This is a genomic window from Desulfomicrobium apsheronum, from assembly GCF_900114115.1.
In the GTDB taxonomy this organism is placed as follows: domain Bacteria; phylum Desulfobacterota; class Desulfovibrionia; order Desulfovibrionales; family Desulfomicrobiaceae; genus Desulfomicrobium; species Desulfomicrobium apsheronum.
The window spans coordinates 30,971-56,756 of record NZ_FORX01000009.1 but is presented as its reverse complement, the minus strand read 5'-3'; the positions used below and the strand labels follow the sequence as shown (position 1 = coordinate 56,756).

Annotated in this window: 19 protein-coding genes; 10 read left to right on the top strand and 9 right to left on the bottom strand. The window is 53.0% G+C overall.

Features of this window, described 5'->3' with window-relative positions:
* The first annotated feature begins 21 nt into the window (after nucleotides 1-21).
* Together ftsZ and BMZ40_RS10155 are read left to right on the top strand one after the other, a co-directional pair.
* Nucleotides 22-1,272 carry a cell division protein FtsZ gene (gene ftsZ / locus BMZ40_RS10160; protein WP_092374934.1) on the top strand — a complete coding sequence of 417 codons (1,251 nt, stop codon included), beginning with the start codon at nucleotides 22-24 and terminating at the stop codon, nucleotides 1,270-1,272.
* A gap of 45 nt (nucleotides 1,273-1,317) precedes the next feature.
* On the top strand, nucleotides 1,318-2,979 hold the full coding sequence (locus tag BMZ40_RS10155; protein ID WP_245751080.1) for a radical SAM protein: 1,662 nt from the start codon (nucleotides 1,318-1,320) through the stop codon (nucleotides 2,977-2,979).
* Here the strand turns inward: BMZ40_RS10155 and BMZ40_RS10150 are convergent.
* Complete coding sequence (locus BMZ40_RS10150; protein WP_092374932.1) at nucleotides 2,959-5,895, bottom strand: ligand-binding sensor domain-containing diguanylate cyclase; 2,937 nt, start codon at nucleotides 5,893-5,895, stop codon at nucleotides 2,959-2,961. The two genes, BMZ40_RS10155 and BMZ40_RS10150, sit on opposite strands and share 21 nt — an antisense overlap.
* 240 nt (nucleotides 5,896-6,135) lie before the next feature.
* Between BMZ40_RS10150 and BMZ40_RS10145 the strand changes: the two genes are divergently transcribed.
* Entirely contained in the window at nucleotides 6,136-8,634 is a 2,499-nt protein-coding gene (locus BMZ40_RS10145; RefSeq protein WP_177193105.1) for a TonB-dependent receptor, read from the top strand.
* Nucleotides 8,635-8,852: 218 nt separating this feature from the next.
* Here the strand turns inward: BMZ40_RS10145 and BMZ40_RS10140 are convergent, their stop codons facing one another.
* Genes BMZ40_RS10140 through BMZ40_RS10125 form a run of 4 tightly spaced genes read right to left on the bottom strand, consistent with a single transcriptional unit; the run spans nucleotide 8,853 to nucleotide 11,857 of the window.
* Complete coding sequence (locus tag BMZ40_RS10140; protein ID WP_245751079.1) at nucleotides 8,853-9,770, bottom strand: amino acid ABC transporter permease; 918 nt, start codon at nucleotides 9,768-9,770, stop codon at nucleotides 8,853-8,855.
* Complete coding sequence (locus BMZ40_RS10135) at nucleotides 9,767-10,579, bottom strand: transporter substrate-binding domain-containing protein (RefSeq protein WP_092374928.1); 813 nt, start codon at nucleotides 10,577-10,579, stop codon at nucleotides 9,767-9,769. Before BMZ40_RS10135 ends, BMZ40_RS10140 begins: the two co-directional genes overlap by 4 nt.
* Nucleotides 10,567-11,382, bottom strand: coding sequence for an amino acid ABC transporter permease (locus BMZ40_RS10130; protein WP_092374926.1), 816 nt, complete (start codon nucleotides 11,380-11,382; stop codon nucleotides 10,567-10,569). The genes BMZ40_RS10135 and BMZ40_RS10130 overlap by 13 nt, the downstream gene beginning before the upstream one ends.
* 40 nt (nucleotides 11,383-11,422) lie before the next feature.
* Nucleotides 11,423-11,857: a universal stress protein gene (locus BMZ40_RS10125; protein WP_342707891.1), complete on the bottom strand. Its 435-nt coding sequence runs from the start codon at nucleotides 11,855-11,857 to the stop codon at nucleotides 11,423-11,425.
* Between the two features lie 441 nt (nucleotides 11,858-12,298).
* Here BMZ40_RS10125 and pal point away from each other — a divergent pair, with 441 nt between their 5' ends.
* The 3 genes from pal (at nucleotide 12,299) to mepK (ending at nucleotide 15,286) form a co-directional block, all read left to right on the top strand.
* Complete coding sequence (gene pal, locus BMZ40_RS10120) at nucleotides 12,299-12,829, top strand: peptidoglycan-associated lipoprotein Pal (RefSeq protein ID WP_092374922.1); 531 nt, start codon at nucleotides 12,299-12,301, stop codon at nucleotides 12,827-12,829.
* Between the two features lie 404 nt (nucleotides 12,830-13,233).
* Nucleotides 13,234-14,730, top strand: a complete 1,497-nt coding sequence (locus tag BMZ40_RS10115) for a L,D-transpeptidase family protein (protein WP_245751078.1) — start codon at nucleotides 13,234-13,236, stop codon at nucleotides 14,728-14,730.
* 10 nt (nucleotides 14,731-14,740) lie between these two features.
* On the top strand, nucleotides 14,741-15,286 hold the full coding sequence (gene mepK, locus BMZ40_RS10110; protein ID WP_092374920.1) for a peptidoglycan L,D-endopeptidase MepK: 546 nt from the start codon (nucleotides 14,741-14,743) through the stop codon (nucleotides 15,284-15,286).
* A 128-nt stretch (nucleotides 15,287-15,414) separates the two neighbouring features.
* On the opposite strand, the gene BMZ40_RS10105 is transcribed toward mepK, so the two are convergent.
* Both BMZ40_RS10105 and BMZ40_RS10100 read right to left on the bottom strand, forming a co-directional pair.
* Entirely contained in the window at nucleotides 15,415-15,735 is a 321-nt protein-coding gene (locus BMZ40_RS10105) for a type II toxin-antitoxin system PemK/MazF family toxin (RefSeq protein ID WP_092374918.1), read from the bottom strand.
* Nucleotides 15,732-16,211: a hypothetical protein gene (locus BMZ40_RS10100; protein ID WP_143075593.1), complete on the bottom strand. Its 480-nt coding sequence runs from the start codon at nucleotides 16,209-16,211 to the stop codon at nucleotides 15,732-15,734. The genes BMZ40_RS10105 and BMZ40_RS10100 overlap by 4 nt, the downstream gene beginning before the upstream one ends.
* Before the next feature lie 334 nt (nucleotides 16,212-16,545).
* On the opposite strand from BMZ40_RS10100, the gene BMZ40_RS10095 reads away from it, so the two are divergent.
* The 4 genes from BMZ40_RS10095 to BMZ40_RS10080 all read left to right on the top strand — a co-directional run bounded on the left by BMZ40_RS10095 (nucleotide 16,546) and on the right by BMZ40_RS10080 (nucleotide 21,164).
* On the top strand, nucleotides 16,546-17,820 hold the full coding sequence (locus BMZ40_RS10095) for a tyrosine-type recombinase/integrase (protein WP_092374914.1): 1,275 nt from the start codon (nucleotides 16,546-16,548) through the stop codon (nucleotides 17,818-17,820).
* A gap of 62 nt (nucleotides 17,821-17,882) precedes the next feature.
* On the top strand, nucleotides 17,883-19,352 hold the full coding sequence (locus BMZ40_RS10090) for a hypothetical protein (RefSeq protein ID WP_143075592.1): 1,470 nt from the start codon (nucleotides 17,883-17,885) through the stop codon (nucleotides 19,350-19,352).
* A gap of 375 nt (nucleotides 19,353-19,727) precedes the next feature.
* On the top strand, nucleotides 19,728-20,360 hold the full coding sequence (locus BMZ40_RS10085; protein ID WP_092374910.1) for a YagK/YfjJ domain-containing protein: 633 nt from the start codon (nucleotides 19,728-19,730) through the stop codon (nucleotides 20,358-20,360).
* A 186-nt stretch (nucleotides 20,361-20,546) separates the two neighbouring features.
* On the top strand, nucleotides 20,547-21,164 hold the full coding sequence (locus BMZ40_RS10080; protein ID WP_092374908.1) for a hypothetical protein: 618 nt from the start codon (nucleotides 20,547-20,549) through the stop codon (nucleotides 21,162-21,164).
* Nucleotides 21,165-21,477: 313 nt separating this feature from the next.
* Here the strand turns inward: BMZ40_RS10080 and BMZ40_RS10075 are convergent, their stop codons facing one another.
* Both BMZ40_RS10075 and BMZ40_RS10070 read right to left on the bottom strand, forming a co-directional pair.
* Complete coding sequence (locus tag BMZ40_RS10075) at nucleotides 21,478-22,530, bottom strand: PDDEXK family nuclease (protein ID WP_092374906.1); 1,053 nt, start codon at nucleotides 22,528-22,530, stop codon at nucleotides 21,478-21,480.
* Nucleotides 22,531-22,665: 135 nt separating this feature from the next.
* Nucleotides 22,666-25,776, bottom strand: a complete 3,111-nt coding sequence (locus tag BMZ40_RS10070; RefSeq protein WP_092374904.1) for a type I restriction endonuclease subunit R — start codon at nucleotides 25,774-25,776, stop codon at nucleotides 22,666-22,668.
* Nucleotides 25,777-25,786: the final 10 nt, after the last annotated feature.

Below are 25,786 nucleotides of genomic sequence, written 5' to 3'. Positions count from 1 at the left end.
AACGAAAAACGTGGGGGAAGTATGGATTTCCTAGAAATTGAACGCGAAGACAATGCTTTGATCAAAGTGATCGGAGTGGGTGGCGGAGGCGGCAATGCGGTGAACAACATGATCAAGGCCGCCATGCAGGGCGTGACCTTCATCGCCGCCAACACGGACATGCAGGCTCTGAAGCATTCCCAGGCCGAGTACAAGATTCAGCTCGGAGACAAACTGACCAAGGGCCTTGGCGCTGGCGCAAATCCTGACATGGGCCGGGACGCGGCGCTTGAGAGCCAGGCCCAGATCAGGGATATCCTGGGCGACTGCGACATGGTTTTCGTCACCGCCGGCATGGGCGGCGGCACGGGTACCGGAGCCGCTCCGGTCATCGCGCAGGTGGCCAAGGACATGGGCGCGCTGACCGTGGCCGTTGTCACCAAGCCTTTCTTTTTTGAAGGCAAGCGTCGGCAGCAGCAGGCCGAACGCGGGATCAAGGATCTGCGCGAGATCGTCGACAGCATCATCACCATCCCCAATGACCGCCTGCTGACCCTGGCATCCAAGAAGGCCTCCTTCGTGGACATGCTGGGCAAGGCAGACGAAGTCCTTTTTCACGCCGTGAAGGGCATTTCGGACCTGATCATGGTTCCCGGTCTCATCAACCTTGACTTTGCCGACGTGAAGGCGGTCATGGAAGAGATGGGTCTGGCCATGATGGGCACGGGCATCGCTTCCGGCGACGGCAGAGCCCGCGAGGCGGCCCTGAAGGCCATCACCAGCCCGCTCCTGGAGGACGTGACCATCGACGGCGCTCGTGGCGTGCTCATGAACATCACCTGCGGCCCGGACCTGACCATCGAAGAAGTCAGCGAAGCCGCCAGCATCGTGCATGAAGCCGCTCACGAAGATGCCAAGATCTACTTCGGCACGGTCTTCGACATGGATTGCGTGGATGAAATGCGCATCACCGTCATCGCCACCGGCATTCAGGACGGAAATGCGCCTCTGGAAAAAGGAACCAAGGTCACGCCTTTCGCCGCGAATCCGGCAGCGAGCCGCCTCGGGGCCGAGAGTGAAGGCTCCTTCATCCGTCCGCGCACCCGCAAAATCACGGTCAACGAGAGCGCCGATCTCAGCGTTCCCGCCTATATTCGGGCCAAGACCCAGCCGGGCGCGGAAGAAAAGCGGCATGAGGTTCGCAAATGCGTGAACGGGGGCGATGACGCCGAGTTCCTGTTCGAAGAGGAGGAATTTGAAATTCCGTCATTCATCAGAATGCAGGCAGACTAGCATTACAAGTCTCCCCGACTTGTCACCCCGTCCGTGGAGGGAACTGTGTCCGAGCTCTATCTAGGCCGAACCGCCCCACGACTGAAGGATTGGGGAGGCCGGCTGCCTGTTGCCCTGGTATTTCCGGAGGCAGCGCGGCACGGACTCTCCACCCTGGGTTGGCAGGTTGTCTACCGGCTGCTCGCAAGTCGCGAGGAGCTGGCCGTTGAGCGTTTCTTCTGGGATTCCACTTCTCCGAGGCCCAGGTCCGTTGACTCCGGACGCGACCTGGGCCTCTTCCCCCTTGTTCTGTTCAGCCTCAATTTTGAAGGTGATTTCCCTACGGCCATACGCCTCCTGCAGGATGCGGACATCCCGGTCAGAGCCGATGCGCGCCAGTCCTGGCCCATGATCCTGGCTGGCGGGCCCCTGGCGTTTCTCAACCCGTTTCCGATCTTGCCGGCGTTGGACGGAATTTTTGTCGGCGAGGCCGAGGCGGGGCTTTCCGCCGTCATCGACAAGATAGCCAACGCCTGGAACAGCGGCGGGGACAAGGCCGCCGTTCTGGAGGATATCGCGGGGCTGCCCGGAATGCTGATTCCCGGCAAAAGCACCGAACCCGTGCGCAGGGTCGTGGATGCGTCCGCGTCCGGAAATCTGCACGACCCGGCCTATTCCTGCTTTGTCAGTTCCGAGGCCCAGTTTCGGGACATGCTGCTTTTGGAAGTCAACCGGGGTTGCCCTTACGGGTGCCGCTTTTGCGCGGCAGGCAGTATCTACAAGCCGCCCCGCCACGCCGAGCTGGAGACGCTGCAAGACATCGTGACGCGTTGCGCTCCGCAAAAAGTGGGTCTGGTAGGCACGGCGCTGACTGACTGGCCGGACCTGTTGCCATTTTTGCGCTGGCTGCAGGAGCGCAAGATCAAATTTTCGCTGTCGTCGCTTCGCGCCGACGGCTTGACCGACGAGTTGCTCGAATTTCTTCGCCATACCGGCACCCGTTCCGTGACCCTGGCCCTGGAGGGGGCGAGTCGCCGCCTGCGCCAGGCCATGAATAAGCATTTTTCGGAAGAGGCCTTTCTGGACGCCGTGACGCGCATCAGTCGATTGCAGTTCAACACCTTGAAACTGTACATGATCACGGGCTGGCCGGATGAGAGTGAAGAGGACTGGGCCGAATTCGAGTCCTTTCTGGGCCGCATCGATGAGGCCAGGAAGATGGGGCAGGGCAACCGCAAGAAGGGGGTCGAGCTTGTCTCCCTGTCGGTCAGCTGCCTTGTGCCCAAGGCCTGGACTCCCCTGCAATGGGCGACCATCCCGGAAGAGGACTGGTTCAAGAAGGCCATGAAGCGCTTCAAGGGCGCTGTCGGACGCTTCAAGGGCATGCGTTTCGCGGGAGAGAACCCCGGTCAGGCGCGAGTGCAGATGTTTCTGGCCAGGGGCGGGGAAGAAATTTTTCCCTGTCTGGAACGGGCGGCCGAAACAGGACTTGGCGAGGCCGTGAAGGAATTCGACGAGATGGTGCGGCAGGTGCTTGCCCGTCCGCTTGACCGGGACAGCGTGTTTCCCTGGGAGCGTCTGGACATAGGGGTTTCAAGGAAATTTCTGTATTCGGAGTGGACCAAATACAAGCACGGAATGATCACTCCTCCATGCCCCGAGTCCGGTTGCAGCGAGTGCGGGATTTGCGGGATGGACCGCTTCCTGTCATTGCCGCACGGGAGTTAAGGCCAGACAGTGATCCTTGTAGAAGAAGCAGTTCCGCCCGTTACGTTTGGCCTGATAGAGGGCCTGATCCGCCGAGAAGAGTCCCGAATCGATGTGCAGGTCGGTTTGCGGGCTGAATGTCGAAATGCCCAGACTTACCGTGATTCTGTCCGAAAGCGGTGAGCCCGGATAGGGAATGTTGGCCAGGAATAGGGCCTGCTGAATTTTTTGAGCCACCCGCTCCGCCCCACTGCGATTGGTGCTGGGCAATACCACCACGAATTCTTCCCCGCCATATCTGGCCACGAAATCCTCCGGCCGCTTGAGCGTGACGTTCAAGGTTTGAGCGACGCTGCGCAAGGCCAAGTCGCCAGCCTGATGACCGAAGCGATCGTTGAATCCCTTGAAATAATCAATGTCGATCATGAGCACCGAGATCTGGTGGTTGCTGCGTTTGCACCGGCTTTTCTCGGCTACGAGCACTTCCTGGAATTTGCGTCTGTTGGGCACGCCCGTCAGCGGGTCCTGCATGACCAGGTTTTCGAGCATTTCCTTGCGGATGCGCGTGGTTTGCAAGCGGGCAAAAAGGAGCGAAGAGACCAGGAATGTGGCCACAAGAAGCAGCGCGTAGCCGGTCTTGGCCCACGGAGTCATCCACCAGGGCGGAGAGATGGTGACGCTTATGGACTCGGTGACGGAACCGTTGAACCCGTCTTTGAGCTTGAACACGTAGCGCCCCGGTTGCAGATGCGCGTAGCTGACCGACGACTGCCTTCCTGCGTCGGTCCAGGCGGAATCCACGCCTTCGAGTTTGTAGACAAACCTGGGTGTGCTGAGGGGACTGACTTCAGGAATGGCGAAGGAAAAGGTCAGAAAGTTCTGAAGATGATCAAGTTCAAGAGCCTTGGGCATCCGACCCAAAGGGGTGGGAGGCACCTTGCGCTCGAAAATGCGCACATCGGATATTTTGGGGCGCGTGGGGGGCCTGGAGATGAGTTTTTGCGGATCAATGAGCAGCAATCCGTCGGAATGTCCGTAGACGAGCATTTGGTCCAGGACAACGGGAGCAGCGGTGATACTGGACGCGGGATGCCCCGCGCCGATGGCCATCTCCAGCGCCTGGTTTGATCCGGCCGGGAGGTGATGGATTTTTGATTGGGTATGCATCCAGATGCCGTGCCCGTTGTCGTCCCAGAGCGACAGAACGCTTGGAATGGGCGCATTTTCAATCGTGTGCACGGGTGTGGCCAGCCCTGATTTCAGGTCGTAGCGGAGCAACTGTCTCGTCGTCCCGATGAGCAGTTCCTCGGGGCCGGTTTTGAGCATGCATTTGACGCTTTGAGCCTCTCCCTCTTTTGCTGGTTCCGGCAGGGAATACTGGATGGTATGCCCGGAGCGGGTATCGATCCTGTGGATCGAGCTCAAATGCCCGACCCAGAGTTCGGCGCCGGATTTCATGAGAAACGAACCTCCCGGCTGCGGGGAAAAGGACATCTCTTTGCGCACGCCTGGCTCGCCGGGTTTCCAGGAGTACAGCTCGGCAGTGTTGGAGACCCATATTCTCCCGTCGTTCATGGGTACGATGTGGCGGATGTAGCTGTTCGGCAGCGCAGGATCGGTGTCATCGAAAACGAGCTGCGTTTGTTCCGTTTTGCCGTCGGGGGTGATGCGCAGGAGGGCGTTCTGGGTGCCGCAGAACAGGGAATTGTCGGAGCCCCAGACCAGGGATCGGATTCGTGGCGTATCGAGAAATGGTTCGATTTCAAGGCTGGTCGACAAGGAGAGTTGGTCGGAATCCAGCGGCAAGGAGCGATACAGTCCGCCGTCCTTGAGCGCGACATAGATGCGGGAGTCCACAGGGCTCACCGTGCAGATGGCATTGGTGTTGATCAACGGTTCGCGTTGCCCCCTGATCCTGAGTTCGAGCAATTTGGCGCCGGGATAGGCTGGCCGGTGCAGCACCCCATGATTGTATGTCCCGATCCAAAGCGTCCCGGTTTTTGTTTCATGGATGCTCGCGATGTAGAGCGGCACCTTGCCGCGCGAATCGAGTATGTGAAAGGGGTGGTGAAAAATTCTGCCCTGTCGGAAAGCGTAGCGGAACAGGCCCCGCGCGGTGGAAATCCATACATCGCCGTTGCTGTCGGTGTAGAGATCGAGAATGCGCTCTTCGGTGATTTCGTTCACCGCAACGAGTTCCTGCTTCGGTGCGTGTGCCGGCAGGATCCACAAACCTTTGCCCGCAACGCCGACCCAGAGGTTGCCCGCGCCGTCGAAGGTGAGTTTTTTGGCGGAGTAGGGTGCGCCCGAAGGCAGGGGGATGGCCGTGGCCGGTCCCCTGGTGCCTGTCAACCGAAGCACGCCCTGCCCTGTGCCCAGCCACATGTCCCGCTGGGCATTTTCGGCGATATCGAAAACCGTCCAGGACTTTTCCGGGTTCGGAGGAATAATCTCGACGCTTTCGAATTTGTCGAAGGACGGTTCGTAACGATGCAGTCCCCCATTGCCGGTTCCTGCCCAGAGGAAGCCCTTCTGATCTTCGTGGAGGATGAAGACGGTCGCGGTGGAGAGTCCGGCTGGAGTCTCGCTTGTCGTGTACCAGCGGGGGGTCTTTGTCGCCAGGGAGTAGGCAAGCACGCCTGAATTGGTGCCCACCCACAGGATGTCATTGTCGTCTATGCGCAGGTCTCGGACGTTCTTTCCCTGTAATACATCACCAAGCACGGGACGGATCGACCGTCCGTCATACACGTGCAGTCCCCGGATGGAGGCCAGCCAGATGTAGCCCTGGGAATCCTGGGCGGTGGCGATGACGCTGTTGTGGCTGTTGCGCTCCAGGGAAATGTCCAACTTGCTGACATCAAGGGGAATGTCCTGGACGGCAAGGGCTTGTTGCGGAAGGAGCAACAATGTGAGTATGAAAATCAGAGTTCGCATGGAGTGCTTGATGTTTTGTAATACATACTTCACAAGTGGAAGTTGGCGCTGAGTACTTACTGTTCACCAGGTGCGTGGCATTTGTCGGAAAAAAGAGCAACCATCATACTTCAAAAAAAGCAGGGAAAAAAAAGGAGAGGCTCTATCTCTCTTTTTTTTCTGTTGTTCTTACTGATGTATGGGCGCGGCTGGGCGGAAAACTCCACGGACGGAGCTTTTTTGCCGGTGCCCCAAGGCTCCATGTCAGGTGAAGGGGGGGACAACTCACATCCAGGAAGCAACGAAACCGACCCGGGCAATGCCACAACGGATATTTTCAACGAATCGGCCACCCAGTGGCCAGACCTCCTGATTGATCAGGACGATCTGATTTATCGCTTCGATCCGGTGAAAGTGCTTGGAGAGAGACATTTGCCCGGCAAGACGACGATCGGGGGAGACGAATTGCAATCCCTTCCTTCCCGTACGGGCTCCATCACCGAGGCCATCAAGGGCTTTTCCAACGTTCAGTTTTCTAACGAAGAGACCTCAAGCCTCACGGGCGGAGAGATCCGTCCGCCTCGTATCTCCATCGCAGGGGCCAAGCCCTACGAAAACAATTTTCTCATCGACGGATTGAGCGTCAGCAATACGCTCAATCCTAACGGCCTGGATGCGGATGGGGATGCCGTCGGCCCCAGTGATTTGCACGTCAATGGTGCGGATCAGACAATTTTCTATGACAGCAGGCTCGTGGACACGGTAACTGTTTACTCCAGCAACGTGCCGGCCAAGTACGGGCACTTCGTGGGTGGCGTCGTGGATGCCGAATTGGTTGATCCGCGCCTGGATCGTTGGCATGCCGTTTTTTCGGGCGGCCATACCCGCAGTGAGTGGTTTGATTTGAGAGGTGCGGACGAAGAGTCGACGTCGTCCGCCAATCAGCCCCGTTTCCGATCCTACGCCTTGAGCGCCAGCGCGGACGGGCCTCTTTCGGAAAATACCGCCCTTTTGGTAGCGGCGTCGCAAAGGCGTTCGGTCATTCCCTTGAAGAGGGATAAGCCCGACGACTCCACTTACGACGATGACCAAAAGCGAAGCAGTGAGAATTTTTTCGCGAAATTGTTGATCATCCCCGGGGCGGATCTGAAGCTGACCCTGGACGCGACATACGCGCCATATGTGGAAGAGCGATGGAAGGTGGTGTACGACGAAAGTGACTGGAAAACCCAGAACAAGGCGTACAGATTGGCCGGCTCTGCGACTGTCGGTGGGTCATGGGGCGAGTTGACGGGCAAGGCGGCCTACTCGCGAAACGGGTACAGCAGGGATTCCAAAAACAATCTGCGTGAGACGTATTCCGGGACCGGGGTGCCCGACGAGGAGAAATATTTCCGGGGTGGACTTGGGGACGCCGAGGTCACCAACCGCAGCATTGATGCCGGTATTGATTTCGACCTTGCGGAGTTCGAGACCGGCGTTCTGGTGTGGCGGCTTTCTTCGGGTCTGGATCTGAGCAACGTGACCACGAACATATGGAACGAGGAGGCCCGTCTGGAAATCGTGACGATACCCTCCAGCGGAAAATGGAACCGCGTCTTCACGACCTATCCCGAGAGCGATCAGACCAAAACCCTGAACACGCTGGGTTGGTACGGCCAGGCCGAGGTCCAGTGGGGGCGATTTACGCTCACGCCCGGATTGCGCATCGATCATGACGATTTTTCCTTCAATACCGATGTCGCCACACGCCTCAAGATGGAGCTGGACACCATGGGGGATGGCGCGTTGCGGCTGGTGGCCGGGGTCAACAGGTACTATGGCGGGCAGCTGCGCGCCTACGCATTTGACCGGCATCGGCCGTCCCTGACAAGGATGATCAAGTACAATACAGATCCTGACATTTTGCCTCCCATCAAGGTAGGCACCGACAACAGCTACCAGGCCAAGGGCCTGGAGACTCCGTATTCCGACGAGCTCATGGGAGGGATTCTCGGGGACGTGGCGGGATTTGAGTATGGCCTGGAGTTCGTGCACCGGGATCACCGGGAGCAGATTATCAGCAAGGCCAGGGAAAAGGGCGTTTATGAACTGACCAACGACGGCAAGAGCACTTACGACGGCATTACCCTGTCCTTGATGCGATCCTTTGAGACCGCACGCTTCGGAACTCATGCGCTCTCCCTTGGCGTGACCAAGTCCTGGTCCCAGACCTTCAACGGCGCCTTTGACAGCGAGATCGACGAGTACAAGGATGGCGACTACGATTACGACAGGGTCTACTTTGAAGGCGAGCTCATTGATCGCAGCCAACTGCCTCCCAACGACTACAATTCCCCCGCTGTTGTCACGCTGTCCTGGCTGGGCAGCTTTTACGATGACAGGTTCAGGATCAATTGCGTCTCTCGCTGGCGCGATTCAACCAGCGGCCTGATGAATGACCAGCGCACCGCTGCTGAAACCCCCTTTGGTACCGTGGAGAAGAAATCCACGACTCCAAGCTCCAAGTGGCTTGATGAGGAGGGGCTGTATCACGATGCCTTCAAGGAGGGGATCATATCCGGAGGCTTGGTGACGGACGTTTCGCTGGCGCTTGATGTGGTCAAGGAGGAGTTGCTCACGATCAGTCTGCTGCTGGACATATTCAACGTGTTCGCCTCCGATGGGCATACGGGAGTGTCCGAACTTGGTGGTGGGGGGAAACTTCCGCGCAGCGAATACGGGCGTGGCTACTACGCCGGCATTAGCTGCGAATTCTAGGCGACCGTTCAGGACGCGTTCTGGACTGCGTTGCTCCCCGATTTTGCAAGGCTCATGTAGTGGGCTACACATCGCCTTCCAAAATCGGCTCGCGCCTTGCCAGAACACGTCCTGAACGGCCGCCGGGCGTTGAGTTCGATCCGTCCGTGGACCAATGAAGCCAGTCTGATGGGACTTGTTCGGGAGTTACACATCCGGAGCGAGTTCCGGACTGCCGCCTAGACTGTGTACCTGCGGCGCAGTAGATGTTCCAGGCGGGCCGCGCCCATGGAGCAGGAGAAGGTCAGTACGAAGTACAGCAGCGCCACGCAGGTCCAGACTTCCATGGTCAGATAGGTCGTGGCCATGAGCTGCATGCCCTGGAAGGTCAGTTCCTGGATGGAGATGACCGAGACGATGGCCGAATCCTTGATCGTGGAGATGATCTGGCCGGCCAGCGGGGGGATCATGTTGCGCACGGCCTGGGGCATGATGATGTAGACCATGAGCCCAAGGCGCGGGAACCCCTGCGCGCGCCCTGCCTCCCATTGCCCGGCGTCCACAGACCGAATCCCTCCGCGCACGATTTCAGCGACATATGCCCCTTCGTAGAGTCCAAGGGTGAAGGCCGCCGTGACAAAGGCGTCAACCTGATCCAGGCGGCCGATCAACACTCCGGCCACGGCCTTGACTCCGTCCGGAGCCGTGCGCAGCGCGTCCTGCAGGCCGATGGCCGGGGCGATCTGATCGGCCAGGAAAAAATAACACAGAAAAATGAGCACCAGGGGTGGCAGGTTGCGGCACAGCTCGACATAGGTGCTGCCCACAAGTCGCAGGTAAAGACTGGGACTGGTGCGCGCCAGCCCGGCCCAGACGCCCAGGAACAGGGCGATGAGCGCGGACCAGCAGGTCAGGCGGATGGTGGTGAAGAGGCCCTGCAGCAGCAGACCCGGGCGTCCGTCCGCTCGCACCAGATATTGGCCGAGCACTCCCCACTCCCATGGTTTTCCGTTCTGGGCGCTGACGCGCCAGACAACGTACCCCGCGCAGGCTGCCAGGAAAATGAGCAGGACGGCGTCGAGTTTCGTCAGGGGCGGCCTTGGGCCACGTCCTGTCCGGAGTCCGATCCCCGGGGGCTGGCGCGTTGCGGGGCTCACTTGATCTGGGCTTCCCAATCCATGGTCTTGAACCAGTATGCATATCTCTCGGCCAGCCAGCCCTCGGCTCCGGCCACAAGCACCCAGTTGTTCAGGAAGTTCAGGAAGTCGTGATCACCCTTGCGTATCGCGAAGCCGATGGGCTCCTTGGTGAATGTTTCACCCTGCAACGGCAGATAGAGCTTGTCCTTGTTGCGGATGGCCTGCTGCTCAGGAAAGGGGGCCGATGCGACCATGGCGTGCGCCCTGCCGTTCAGGACTTCCTGCAGGGCCTGGGCCTCGTCGTCGAACATCCGCACCGTGGCCTTCGGCATGTGTTTCTTGGCCGCAGCCACGGAGGTGGCGCCGGTTTTCGCGGACAGGATGATCTCGGGTTTGTTGAAATCGTCCAGGGAGGACAGGTTCGGCGCCGCTTCGATACTCGCGACCAGGGACATGCCGGAGAATTCGTACGGGCTGCTGAAGTTGACCTTGAGATTGCGGGCCGGCTGGATGCCCATGCCGCCGATGATGACATCGAATTTGCCGGTCAAAAGGGCCGGAATGATGCCCGACCATTTGGTGGGCACGAACTCGATCTCCACGCCCATGTCCGCAGCCACGCGCCTTGCCACATCGATCTCGAAGCCGATGTATTCTCCGTTCTTGTCCTTCATGGCCCAGGGCACGAACGTGTCGAAACCCACGCGCAGCACGCCTCTCTCCATGACCTGATCGAGCACGCCTTTTTCAGTGGCCGAGCTTTCCACGGGCATGAGGCTGGCGCAAAGACTGAGACACAGGATTAAAATCGCGGTTATTTTGTGCATGAATCCTCCAAATGTGGTGATGATGAGTGTTGCTCCAGCAGTCTGGCCAGCGACGACAGCGTGACCGTGAAGACAAGATAGATGGCCGCCACCACGGTCCAGATTTCGAAGCTCAGGAATGTCTCCGCGATGATGGCCTGGCCGTGCATGGTCAGGTCGTAGATGGCGATGGTCGAGACCAGGGCCGAGTCCTTGATCAGGGAGACTCCCTGGCTGGTCAGGGGCGGAAGGACGTTGCGCAGGGCCTGGGGCAGGATGACCTGTATGTAGATGCTCGGCTTTTTCATGCCCAGGCTGAGCGCTCCTTCCCATTGCCCGCGTGGGATGGCCAGAATGCCTGCCCGGATGATTTCCGAGGCGTAGGCGCCTTCGAACAGGGACAGCGCAAGCACCGCCGAGGACATCCTGCCAAGATCCACGGCCGGAGCCAGGACGAAATAGATGAAGAAGATCTGGACCAGGAGCGGTGTGTTGCGGATCAGTTCCAGATATCCCCGGGCCATGGCCTGGCCGACCACGGAGTTCGACAGCCTGAGCAGGGCGGTGCCCAGCGCGAGGATGGCCGCGCCGACAAGGCCAAGCCCCGAGACAAGCAGGGTGATGCCCGCGCCTTGCAGCAAGGGGCCGGGGCTGCCGTCCGGGAGCAGGATGAAGCGCGGAACCCGGTACCACTGCCAATTATAGCCCATGCTCTCCGCGCCGCGCAACACGATCCATGCCACGCAGATCATGGTCAGGGCGTAGGCGACGACGGAACATGCCGTTCCGCATCGGCACCTCAAGGAATGAAATCTGGCTATCATGGCAGATCCCGCGGCCCGGACCGGGCCGCGGGAAGACGGTTTATTGCGGGCGGATGGTCATGACGGGCACGGCCGATGTCTTGACGACTTTTTCGGCCACGGAGCCGAAAAGAAGGCGGTTCAGGCCCTGACGGCCATGCGTGGACATGATGATGATGTCCGCTTTTTCCGCCTGGGCCAGATTGACGATGGCTTCGGCTGCGTCTCCGCTGACCACTTTGCCCGTTGCCCGGACATCGGAGAAATGCTTGTCCACGAATTCAGTCATGGTTTTTTCCGCCCCGGTGACGATGTCTCCGACAAGCTGCGGCAGCGAGGCGGCAGGCAGGTCGAAGATCTCATACTGGATCATCGACGGCGCGACATACACCACAAGGACATCGGCATCGAATTTGATGGCGAATTCCCGGGCCGTCTTGGCGATGGCCGCACTGGATTCGGAAAAATCCACGGGACAGAGGATTTTGGAAAACATGCTCATTTCTCTACCTCCTGGCAGATGGTTGACGTACCTATCAGGTCGATTTCATGGTCTAAAATTAGCACAGCTGGTAAACATTGCAAGGCCGGAAGCCGTGTATGACCGGATTGCGGATGCTTCACGAAGGCGCCCAAAAATGGTTTGAAAGTATGCCCGAAATGGATTTTATCAAGCGATCATGTCGAAACATTTGGAAATTCTTTTTAACCTTCGAGAGACAAAGGTCAACGGGTTGTCGCCGAATTGACGGATTTTCGCATTCTCGTACGCCGGTGGTCCGGATTTTCCACGCTGATGTACGGGCTTGTGTGTGAATTTCAGGAATCAGCGAACCACTTGAAGGAATTACGCTACACTTTGTCTTGAAAATACGTTAGGAATCCATGAAAAAATGGATGCGAATAATCTTCAACATCTTCACCACAGGGGGATTTCATGAGAAAATCTAGCGTGATCGTGCTGATCGTTCTGGCCTTCAGCCTCGTCATGGCCGGCGGTTGTTCCAAGAAAGTGAGCTCCACTCCCGCAGGTACCTCGGCCGCCGGTTCGAGCACGGACATGGGTGGTTTGAGTGCCGAGCAGCTCGAAGCGCAGCGTCTGGCGGAGCTCAGGCGTCAGGCCATCGACAAGATCGGTGCCGACCGGATCCATTTCGCCTTCGACAGAAGCGAACTGACGGATCTGTCCCGCCAGATTCTGGCGGAGAAGGCCGAGTTGTTGAAGGCGCATCCGTCCCTGGCCTTGCTTATCGAAGGGCACTGCGACGAGCGCGGCACCAACGAGTACAACATGGCTCTTGGCGAACGTCGGGCCAGGGCTGCCTATGAATATCTGGTCCTCATGGGGATCGAGTCCGGCCGGTTGACGATCATCAGTTACGGCGAAGAATATCCTGCCGTGCCCGGCTCCAACGAAGAGGCCTGGGCCAAGAACAGGCGCGACGAGTTCAAGGCTTCGGTAAACTAGGATCTTCGCTTCTTTCATCTTGAACTACTGAACGCAGAACACTATAACGCCGCTCATGTTCCTGTGCACAATGGAACTTGAGCGGCGTTTTCGTTTGCGAGCTCTTGGCCGGAATGTTTTTCTTGGCAATACCGTGCGCTCCGGTGACGTTTTTTAAAGGTTCGGTCCCGGTTTTCCGGATTGGTTCGTGTTGCTGCGAAGCCCACGATGAATTTCTGATCGCGGTCCGGGATGGATTCTCGTCATTCGGAATTGATTTTTTACAACTGTCCATGGAGAGATTCGATTTGAGCTGTTGCAACCGTTCTTGTCACGCGCGTCTTCATGCCGGAGCAAAAAAGAGTCGGCGTGTAGTGTCCATCCTGCTGATAGGCTTGGTTTTATGTGTGAATTTCCCAGGAAGAGTGGCCCTTGCCGAAGACCGCCCGCTCTGGTTCCAGGATGGCCGACCAGTCGCTCAGGCGCTGGAGGCGGTCGCCATCCTGGCGGATGCCTCCGAGGAGGGGCTCTCGCCCCGAAAATACGGCGCGGACTCCCTTGCCCGGGCGCTGGCGGCAGCCCAGGGAGTCGAGGCGCTGTCGCCAGGCGTCATCATGCGCCTTGAGCAGGATTTGACGGACGCCATGCTCCGCTACTTCAACGACCTGCATTTCGGCCAGGTCGATCCCCGTCAAATTCAGGAAAATTTCACTCCCAATACCCCCGACAGGTTTGATCCGGCGGCCCATCTGCGGCGGGCGGTGCGGGCCATGCGCTTGCGCGAAGCCGTGGCCGAGGCCGCTCCGCAGGTGCCGCTTTATGACCGCTTGCGCCAGGTCCTGGCACACTATCGCGGACTGGCGGCTGATCCGGTTTTCAGCAAACTGTGGCAGTCGCCGCTACCTCCCCTGCCCAACGGCAAGCTGGAAATCGGGGATACCCATGCCGGGATGCCGCTGGTCACGCTGCGTCTCATCGCCCTTGGCGACCTGCCACGCGAGACGATCGTGACCGAGCGCTATGAAGGGCACATTGTGAAAGGCATCATGGATTTTCAGGTCCGTCATGGGTTGGAGCCGGACGGCGTCATCGGCCGTAAGACGCTTGCGCAGCTTGCGGTTAGTCCTTCCGCCCGCGTGCGGCAGATCGAGCTGTCCATGGAGAGGCTGCGCTGGACTCCGCTTCTGCATGCACCGCGCATGATCGCCGTGAATATTCCGGAGCACATCCTTGAGGCCTACGAGGTGCAGAACGGCACGATCGACGTTCAGACATCGATGCGGGTCATCATCGGCAGCGCCCTGGACACGCGCACGCCGCTCTTTGACGGCCGGATGCGGTTCATCGAGTTCAGTCCCTATTGGAATGTCCCCCTGTCCATCGCACGGTCAGAGGTTGTGCCCAAGATTTTGCGCGATCCAAGTTATTTCACGCGGCAGGGGTTTGAATTCGTGGCTGCCGACGGGCGGATCATCACGACGCTATCCATGGATGATTTGGAGGCCGTACGCATAGGGCAGATGCGGATTCGTCAGCGGCCTGGGCCTAAAAATGCACTGGGTGACATCAAATTCATATTTCCCAACAAAGACAGCATCTTCCTGCATCATACGCCGACCACGCATCTTTTCGAAAAGCAGCGGCGGGATTTGAGCCACGGTTGCATTCGCGTGGAAGACCCGGTAGGGCTGGCGAAATTTGTCCTGCAGCACGATCAGGTCTGGGGCGAGGAGCGCATTCGCGAAGCGATGAGTTCAGGCGTTTCCACCACGCTTCGTTTGCGTGAACCTCCTCAGGTCGTGCTGGCCTACAACACGGTACAGGTCAAAAACGATGGTCGCGTCCATTTTTTCCAGGACATATACGGCCAAGACAAACTTCTCGATCAGGCCTTGCGCAGGTCTGTTCAAACCAGCCAATGATCAATATTACATGAAACAATCACGTCGTCATTTTCTTTGCAGCATGGCCAATCTGGCCGTGGCCGGTGTCGCCCTGTCCATCGCTCCTTCGGCCTTTGCGTCCAAGCCCGGGGCGCGCAGCCTGACCTTTGCGCATACGCACACAGGCGAGAAGCTGCACATCGTCTACTCCAGCGGAAATCAGTATGTTCCAGGCGCCTTGAAAACGCTCAATCGTTTCCTGCGCGACCACTACACAGGACAGATCGGGCGGATGGACCCCAAGCTTTTTGATCTTCTGTACAAGCTCAAACTGACACTGGGCAGCACTGAGCCCTTTGAGATCGTCTCCGGCTACCGGTGTCCTGCCACCAACACGAAATTGCGCAGGAAAGGGGGCGGCGGCGTCGCCAAGCGCAGCCTGCACATGGAAGGCAAGGCCCTTGACCTGCGCCTGGCGGATGTGTCCCTCGTCGATCTGCGCGATGCCGCAAAGGCTTCCCGCAAGGGAGGAGTGGGCTTCTACCCGCAGGACGGCTTTGTGCATGTCGATACCGGCGCGGTGCGTAGCTGGTAGAAAAGCCGCTTGCGCTTCGGGTTCGTCTTTTTTTTTCGAAGCCAGTGAATAACTCAGCTGTCTCTTAAAAAAAATGGAAACGCGGAGCGCTGATCAAGTGCCTCAAAAGAGAAAAGCCCCTTTCGGAGCTAGTCAAAAACAGTCTTCGTTGCATCCAGTGTCTCTTGCAACTTATCAGGCTTCAGTTCATCAATTTTTTTAAGAAAAATACGATCCTCACAGGTTACGATCCTGTCTACACGGATCAATCCTGGGCGGACAGCAGCGTTCTTGGTGTCGTTGGGGGACAAGGGTACTGCGTATTGAGATCGGCTTGGCTGGGTGGTGAGCATGCAAACGATGCAGTCATTTCCAGGGAGTGAGCTGAGAACCAGAACTGGACGAACCTTTGCATTCTTGAGGTCTGTGAAGGGAAACGGCATGACGAAGATGTCTCCCCGTTTGATCATTTTTCGCCTGCTGCAAAATTCATCATGCACATTCGCGTCAGGTCTTCCTCGGTATCTTCCTTCATATCTTTCCACATCTCATCGAGCATTTTGGCGGAGATGTTTTTCATGAGTCCTGTGATATGCTCGGATGTCGGCGAGATCGTTTCCGCGGCTTTGGCTTGTACGTAGGCTTCTGCAAACTTCCCAACCAGCGCAAGGGATTGGGCGAAGTTGAATCTTGTCTTAAAGGTGTTTCCTTCGACGTCGAGTGCCTGAGTGTAATACTTTCTCACGGCGTCCACGTCGTTCCGGATCGCGCTGATCGCACCCATAACATAGATGTAGTTGATCCAGTCCCTGTCTTTCGACGAAGCTGCCAGCTTTTCAAGGCGTGACAAAGTGAATTCGTCAACCTTGTCGCTTTCGACTCTGGTTGCAAGTTCACCAAGTACCTTGGCGGCCTCGGATTCTTCTTGCGCCACGTGCTTTGCCATGTCCTACGGCTATAACACGATGTGGCCAGAGTCAACGAATGGCGGAATGTCTCAGGAGCTGTACCGCAGAAAAGGACTTGTCGCATATAGCTACAAGTCCTTTAAATTCATTGGTGCCCAGGGCCGGACTTGAACCGGCACGCCCCGAAGGGCAAGGGATTTTAAATCCGAAAACTTTCGTATCACGTAGTGTCATTTCAAATGATTTTAGTACAAGAATATGCTTGCTAGTTCAATGATACCAATGTATTTTGCCGTCACGCAGTGTCACTCGAAATGCTACTCTGTCACGAGCAATTCTTGTACTATTCTTGTACTGGATTAGGGGGCGGTCATGGGGCAAAAAAAAAGAGTTTGGACGGCGATCACGAACGCCGATGGTCATGGCGGCGTTCGATACCGTGAGCACGAGACCCGAAAGCATGGTGCCGTTCCTGACCGCTACTACGCGATCTCCTATTGGTGGAAGAAAGAGAATGGAGAGGGCAAGAAAGCTTGGCTTGAAGGCGTCGGGTGGGCAAGCGAAGATGTGAAACCCTCGGATTGTTTTGTTCTTTTGGAAAAACTGAAGCGAAACCAGAAACTTGGCAAAGGCCCATGCACGCTGAAAAGTTTGCGTGAGCATGAGCAGAAGATGAAAGAAGCTGAGGAGCGCGATGCAAAGCAAAGGGCAGAACGGGTGGTCACCCTTCACGAGTATTTCCACCAGAACTACCTGCCTACGGCGCAGAAGAAAAAGAAGCCGGAATCGTGGGGGAGGGAGGTGTCGCTGTTCAACAACTGGATCGACCCTTTGCTTGGCCATCTCAAAATCCAAGAAATTGGGATTACCCAGTGGGATTTTCTTTTGTCAGCAATGGTGGACGGGGGGTTATCCCCTCGGACGCGGCAGTATGCTTGTCTGACTTTGCGCCTTGTTCTCGAACACGCCTTTGCCCGTCGCATGGTTTCAGAAATGCCGCCCCGGGCGAAGCTGATAGGAGCGACGTTGAAACCAAATAGCAACCGCAGGACAAGAACTGTCACTAATCAAGAGCTACAGTCCATACTTGAGCTTTTGCGTGTGCGTGACCAACATGCTTACTGGTTGACTTTGTTTTGCGCGCTGTCATGTTGTCGGTTCAGTGAGGCGGCAAATTTGGAATGGGGAGATATTGATCTTGCAGTGGGCAGGGCAATGTTTCGCAACACAAAAAACGGAACTAACCGGGAGATTCCACTTTCAGATACACTTGTAGATATGCTGCTAAGTGTGGGTAAGGCGAGGGGGAAGGGGCGAGTGTTTCTGTCCGCACAGGGGAAAGAGTATAAGCAAGCACCATCGGTGTTTCGGGATGTTGTCGAAGAGTTAGGGTTGAACGAGGGGAAAAATAAGCTGGATAGACTGGTGTTTCATTCGTTAAGGCACAGTGGAGCAACAAAACTTGGTCAGTCGGGAATTCCTCTAAGGGACATGATGGATCTGGCAGGATGGAAAACGCCAAGTATGGCATTACGTTATCAGCATAGTGGGGATGTCGGGCGGCGTCGAGCGATGATGGCCTTAGAAGGCATGATGCAACCCGAGAATTCAAACGTTCTTGAGTTTAATTATAAGAAAAAATCATAATGACGTGATAAATATTAATCTGTGAATATACAAAAAATTAGAAAAAGTAGGCAGTAAAAGCGATGACCAAAAAATATATTGTTTATCGTGAAATATTTATTTATATTAGTAAATATGACGAGTGTAGTTCTTTCGCGTCAGCTTATGGATTTGAAGATTTTATAACTAAAAATTTTAATACAAAAGAAGAAGCTTTAGAATCAATAAAAATTTTTATAGATGAATATATATATAAATGCGAAAATAATAAAATTATATACAGAAAGCCAACTCCTCCAGACTGTAGTTTTGTGGAATCATCTAGAAGTAGATTTGATACGTATAGGGTAACGAAAGAAGAATGCATTAGGCTTTCTGATTCGTTTTATGTAAAAGAGCCAAATTTTGCTTTGGCTGCATTATTGAATAAAGTTTGTCTATATAGAGAAGATGGGACGAGTTTTGTAGATTTTTCCAAATTTTTGAGAGAGTCAAAATTTGTCGATGCAAACACGCATGTAGTTTTTGTGCCACTAACAAATAAAATCTATGACATTTATTATAAGTTAAATTATTTGTTTGGTATATTTCAGATATATGTTGATTCCAATGGGCTGTTAATTGTTGAGTATGATAGAAGAAAAATCGAATACGGTCGTATTTATGAATTGGTGTATGAAGCTTATGATGAAATAAAGGGGAGAGGTTATCTTGTAATTCACAAAGATGGTTTGTTTGACAACTGTGAATTTAAGGGATTTCATAATTTAATGGCGGATTATCATTATCGTTCAAATTCAGTACTTCTTGAAGACTATCAAGTTTTGTCGAAATTATTTCCTGATACAGATCGTAAAATTACTGAAAAATCATATAAGTTAGTAAAGTTTCAACTATCTTCGCTTTTTCGGCAAGCTATAGAAACAGATTTAGATGAAAAATTAGTCACTAAGTTCTTAAAGCTTGCAGACAATATTTTTTTCTTTTTTTTAAACCATTTTGTCTTTAAATATAAAGAATTATGTGGTTATTCGCATGAATTTTTAAGTTATGAAAAGTATAAGGTATATGTAAAAAATAATTCACCTATAGAAAATGCGATAACTTGCGCAAATGATTATCGTTACGAAATTTTGAATGATATTGTCTTAAAAGGTTGTCAGGATAGCGACGAGTTTGAAGTTTTGCAATTTTATCTTGCACGTTTTGAGAGTATTAGTGTAAAGGAAAAAGATCAATTTGATGCAACTAATCTATTAGCTGCTAAGGTTGCATGGGAATATATAGGTAAAATGTCAGATAGAAATCAAATTTTATCAGTTATTGCGATAAAAAAAATTGATGGTATAACTGATAAAGAGTTGTATGATGAAGTTAAAGATATGAAAAATTTTATAAAAATTCGCGAGTTGCTAGATATAAAGTCAAATAAAGACACACTTAGGCATGGTGATAAGTTTATCAAAAGAATTATCGTTGAGCACGTCTTCAAGCTTGCTGAAGAGTATCAAGTTCCGAAGCCTAAGTTGAGGACTAGGAGGTCTACAGTATAGAGTATTTTAAGTTGTTCTGATATCCATTATTGTGATGGTTTTTTGTAAATATTAAAATTAGATTTTTAGAAACCAAAATTTATTGATTTTTCGAGAGATTGAATCCTAAAATTACTTATAAGAGTGTATGATATAAAGGATGAATTATTTAGGTATATATGGTATTACCTTATTATATATTCTTCTTTATAAACTAAAATTAATTTATATAATAAATAACACTACTATATATTCTATAGAGAAATAATTAATACAATTAATTTAATATAAATTCAATAAAACTAAACAATAACAAAAAGAGACTGGGAATAATATACGCCAAGTATATTATTCCCTTTTTTAATTTCAAAAGAAGAAAAACAAAAGGAAAGAAAAATGAAAAAGAAAAATCTTACGTTTGAAGAAAAATTCAATGGTTATTCGATTAACACTTCAAAAGAAAAAAATCTAGGTTGTTTTGTTCCTACTCTGGAAAGGTATCACCAACATCTAGAGGATATGACTATCAAGCATAACAAAGTTATGCAAACCAGATTTGATTTGCGTTATCCTTCCGATGGTTCTGTGAAATTTGATAAAACTCACATTTATAAATTTAGTGATGGCTTTAAAAAACATTTTTCTCGAATGAGAAAGTCTAATCACAAGGTTGATTTGAAACTAGACTGGTCTCCTGATCAGAAAGATTCTTCTGTGTTTCCTCATTATCACTGTAATGCGCTTGTTAATGGCAACGCTATTCAGTCTGAGTACACGATTCTTAAGGCTGCTGAACATTACTGGGGGAAAGCTTTGAGGAGTGAGAATCAGGGTCTTGTGAATTATTGCAATAAGGGACGTGCAGGAGAGAAACAGGATAATGGCTTGATGTATCGTCGAGGTGATGAACGGTGTTCGGAGGTTAAAGACAAGATGGTTTATCAGGCGAGTTATTTAGCGAAAATTCGCGATAAAGAGGGATTGAGAAAAGGGTCTCATTCTAGGGGAGGATCTCAGCTTAAAAAATAGAGGTTTTTTAGTATTATTTTCACAGGTGCGGAATTGGTCTTCTTTTCAGGTCATTGAGTTTTTTACTCTTTGAAAAGTTTAATTTATCAGGGATTATTTTGGTGTCTTGAGGTCAATATTGGGGTGTTCAGTAGCGTACTACTGGGTGCCTTTTTTTTATCACATTTTTACAACAGGAAAACAGTCATGTCCGATAGTAAGAAAAATCCCAAGATTAAAAAAAGTGGCATCATGAATATTCATGGTAAAGATATTGTCACCTATGAAGGTGTATTAGATGTCGCGCACCAGGTAGGAATACAAAAAATCTCAACCAAGATTGTTCAGTTACCGTCAGTAGACAATGGATACATGACTATAGCCTCTACGACCGTTGTTTTTGATGATGGGCGAGAGTTTACGGACGTTGGGGATGCTTCTCCTGACAATGTGCCTAGGGGGTGTGCTGGACGTTATGTCAGTATGGCATCTACTCGATCAAAAGGCAGAGCTTTATCCGATGCGCTGAATATTAAAAACATGGTTGAAGATGCTGGGCAAGTTAGATCGCAGGATTATTCTGGTGAAGTGATTGATGTGGAGTATAGAGAAGTTAAGCAAGAGGCTCTACCAGCTGCACCAGAAGTGCGTAATGGCGGTGGAAGTAAACCAGCGACGCAAAAGCAGATTGACCTGATTGAGATGAAAGGTAAAAAAAAGTCTATAGATCATCACAATTATGTGTATAATAAGTTTGGAAAAAAACTTGATCAGTTATGCGGAAGTGAGGCTGATGCTATCATAAAAGAATTGGATAAAAAATAAGCATTGATTATTTTGCAGAGTCATTTTTAGAGAAGATGTATGAATATATTTTCTTACATCTTCTCTAATTTCAAATTGTGGTGTTTTGATACAATTTTGTGCAATGAAGAATCTTGCTGCTTGATCGTAAATATAGAAATTTATGGTAAAAAATGTCTATTATAGGGTGTGATTTGACACCTTAAAAAGGCTGAATTTCTGCCTTGTGATGGACAGTACTGGTCTTAAAAATAGATGCATATTGGGTTGACTGGATGGTGGGTGAAATCAACCTCCGCATTTGTCATTCGCTGCAAAACTTTTGTCTCACGAATCAACTAAGTACGGACTCTACTCGTTTCGCACAATTCATGGGTGAATCCACGATATCTTTTCCATAGATGCGAAGAGACTTTATCCCGATAGAATCTAATCTCTTATCTATAAGGCTATCTTTCTCTTTGGCTTTGTCTGATGAATGAAATTCTTTTGAATCACAAAAGACAGCAAGTTTCTCTTCAGGGAAATAAAAATCAGCTTCTGTTATAATTTTAAATTCTCTTCTGAGCTTCTTGTCATTCCAAAGCGTATGGTAATTTGATGCAATATAGCCATCTTCGCCAATCATAGTTTGTATCATTGGAGACAGTCCTAAATAGTCCATCGCCTGCAGTAGAAAAAGTTCAATCGGCGAATCACATCCCCAAATTTTTCTAGGCTTAAGAGTTTTAAACGCTTTAAAGTAAATTCTGTTCCTATACTTATTAAAATCATTGGCAATTTTAGAATCTTGAATGAATGGAGGAGTAACCGAATTATGATCAAAGGGTGATACAACCGCAAAAGTATTATCAATAAAGCCAATCATATCTGACTCAATGTTCATACCTGTCATGAGTCCACCTGGAGAAAATACCCCGTAAGCTTTTTTAAACGGATTAAAGCCTATATAAATCGAACTACGACTATTGATTTCAGACATTGATATAGCTTTCAAATAATCAATTGGAATATATTGTACTTTTTCTCTCTTTGAAAAGGGAAACAAGCTAATATTGTATGGTTTTGCGTGGATAACCCCTTTCACATCTCTGAAGGAATATGCATTTACAACAATACTAACCAATTGGAATTTTGCTTTTCTTTTTGAATAAATCTCAAAAGACTCTTTCGTAATGTCAGTATACAGTACCCCTTTGTTCGCTCGCCAGTGCTCTTCCTCAGGAGGCTGAGCGCCATCTAGAGTTAGGATATCCAACTTCAAGAACTCATCCATGCTACCGCAGGACCAATCTATAGTGATGGGATTTTCGGGTAAGCCCGTATAGAATGGAAGCTCGTAAAGCTCTTTAGGTCGATTAAGAATTTCGTCACTGGGAGTATACATCTACTGATCTCAATTATTGGGCTCACGACACTAACCTATGGGTTAAGTAAAATAGCACGCCCATTTTCACATTTCTCCAAAAACAGTTCATACATACTGTTTAGTCTGTCGGCGATGAACTGGGCAGAAAGGTTTTCATCGCTTACCACTAGAATCGACTGCATCCGTTGCGGGGATGGTGTCGTAAATAACCTTGGAAAGCACCGCAAACGCCGCATCCTCGAAAGCCTTGTCATCCATGTAGCGTGAGACGATCGCGTCGTTCTCGCTCATGCGCTGAATCATCAGGTCTTCCAGCATCTGACGCAGGCCCAACTGGAATTTGTCGAAGGGGTTGGCCTGGCGCAGGCGAACAACTTCCGGGGTATTTGCGGCCTTCTCCTTGATCTGCTCAAAAAACAACCGGTCTTCCTCGGTAAAGTTGGTGCCGAAGCGGTCGTTCAGAACCTCAATGATCTCCGAAAGCGGCGCTTTTTCCTCCTTGGCCTTTCCGGTGCCGACATCGGTGGGGCTCTTCACGCCGTATTCACCTTCACCCTCGCGCAGTTCGATGGCCCCGGAAAAGACCCTCTGCAGGCGGTAGTACTGCAGGCCCACCTCATCGCCGAGCTTAACGGTGCTGGTGTCGCGCTCCAGTGGCAGGTGCGGCAGCAGGAACCGGCCGAAGCTGTAGAGCATTTCCAGGTCGGGGTCGCCATAGGGGATGATCTGGCTCAGGAAGCTGTACACCTTGACGTATCCGCTCAGCTTATCACGGAAATCACCACGCTGCTCTTCATCGTCCATAACCTTGAAACGGTCCACAGCCGGTTGCAGATGGCGCTGCAGGTGAGCATGGTCGGCCGGGTTTTGCTTGCTTGGTGTACGATAGAAGATGCGGGCGAAGGCCTCCACCTCATTCCAGTGATAGATTTGAAAAGCGTCCAGTTCGTGCTTGAGCTGTTCGAACTGGGCGGGGTCGGAGCTTTCTTGTAGGCTGGTGGCATCGTAGTAGGGTTTGAAGGCACGGTAGACATCCTCGGCCTCGTTGACGAAGTCGAGCACGAAGGGTGTCTCTTTGCCCGGTACCATGCGGTTAAGGCGCGACAGTGTCTGCACTGCCTGCACCCCGTCCAGCCGCTTGTCCACGTACATGGCCATCAAGAGCGGCTGGTCGAAGCCGGTCTGGTACTTGTTGGCCACCAGCAGAACCTGGTAATCGGGCGAGGCGAACCGCTCTGGCAGCTGCTTCTCGCTGATCGGTCTGCCGTTGACCACATCGGAGTTCATCCCTGGTTCAGTGTATTCCTTACCGGTGTCCGGGTCGCGCACCGTGCCGCTGAAGGCCACCAATGGCCTGATGTCGTCGTAGCCATGCTCACCGATATAACGCTGGAAGTCCTCCATGTACTTAACCGCCTGTAGGCGTGAACTTGTCACCACCATGGCTTTGGCACGACCACCCAGGTGGGTGCGTACATGGCTGCGGAAGTGCTCGACGATCACTTCGATCTTCTGGGCGATATTGGTCGGGTGCATTACCAGGAACTTGGCCAGTGCCCGCGCCGCCTTCTTCTTCGGCAGGTCGGGGTCGTCATCCACCGCTTTGACCAGTTTGAAATAGGTTTTGTAGGTAGTGTAGTTCTGCAGCACGTCAAGGATAAAACGCTCCTCGATGGCCTGGCGCATGCTGTAGATGTGGAAAGGCTCCGGCTTTCCGCTGGCCCCGGTGCGGCCAAACAACTCCAGCGTCTTGCCTTTGGGCGTGGCGGTGTAGGCAAAAAAGCTTAAATTTTGCTGCCGACCGCGCGATGCCATCACCTCATTCAGGCGGTCTTCCCAGTCGGCTTCCTCGTCGTTGCCGTTGCCGCCTGTGTTCTCCCCCAGAATTGCCTTCAGCTCCCGCGCCGTTTCGCCGGTCTGGGAGGAGTGGGCTTCGTCCACAATTACCGCATAGCGGCGCTTGCAGATCTCCGCCTCCCAGGCCCTGGCCTGCGCCTTGGCCGCTTCATCCGGGGCGTCAGCGCTCTCGGCCCCGGCGGCATGAAGCAGACCGCGCAGCACAAAAGGAAACTTCTGCAGGGTGGTGACGACAATTTTGGTGCCGTCGATCAGCGCCTCGGCCAACTGTTTTGAATCTTGGTCGATGGCCTTGACCACCCCCTGGGCGTGCTCAATTTGGTAAATTGCGTCCTGCAACTGGCGGTCGAGCACCTGTCGGTCGGTGATGACAATGACGCAATCAAACACCTTATGATCATCAATATCGTGCAGACTGGCCAGGCGGTGCGACAGCCAGGATATGGAGTTGGTCTTGCCGCTGCCTGCCGAATGCTGGATCAGATAGTTCTGTCCCGGTCCCTCGGCGCGGGCGGCGAAGATCAGTTTTCGGGTGGCATCGAGCTGGTGGTAACGCGGGAAGATCATCGCCTCCCTGGTCACCATGCGGCTGCCACCTTTGCCGTCCTCGACTTTTTCTTCCTTCTTCTCGATAAAGACGAAGTGACCGAGGATGTCGAGGAAGCTCTCGCATTCAAGTACTTCTTCCCAGAAATAGCCGCTGCGGTAGCCGGAAGGATGTTGTGGATTGCCTGCGCCGCACTGTACCTCGCCGGGATGACTGCCGCGATTGAAGGGCAGAAAGAAGGTCTTGCCCCCGGCCAGCCGGGTGGTCATATGCACCTCGTCGGGGTCGGCGGCAAAGTGCACCAGAGCCCGCTGCTTGAACTCGAACAGCGGCGCGCGCGGGTTGCGGTCCTCCTGATACTGACGCACTGCGTGCCGCCAGCTCTGACCGGTCCAAGGGTTTTTCAGCTCGCATGTCGCCACCGGCAGGCCATTGACGGCAAAGACCAGATCGACAGTAGAATGGTCGCCCGGATGACAGGGCACCTGCCGGGTGACAGTGAGTTGGTTGGCCCGGTACTGCGTCAACACCTCTTCATTCAGACCGTGGGCGGGCTTGAAGAAGGCCAGACGGAAGGTCTTTCCGTAGAACTTGAAGCCGTGACGCAGCACATGCAGCGAACCCTTGATGGCCAGTTCTTTGACCAGGGTGGCCAGCAGCATCGCTTCCAGTTGCACTCCGAGTTGGGTTCGCATCGTCTCCCACAGCTGGGCCTGGGTGGCGGCGATAAAGTCGGTGATCGCTTGCGGGAAGAGTGCCCGCTCCCGGTCCCAGCCGCTCACATTGCCAGGCTGCCAGCCTTTGGCCAGCAGCATCTGCTCCACGTAGGCTTCGAAGGCTTTTTCGGTGGTCTGCTTCATGGCTCTCCTT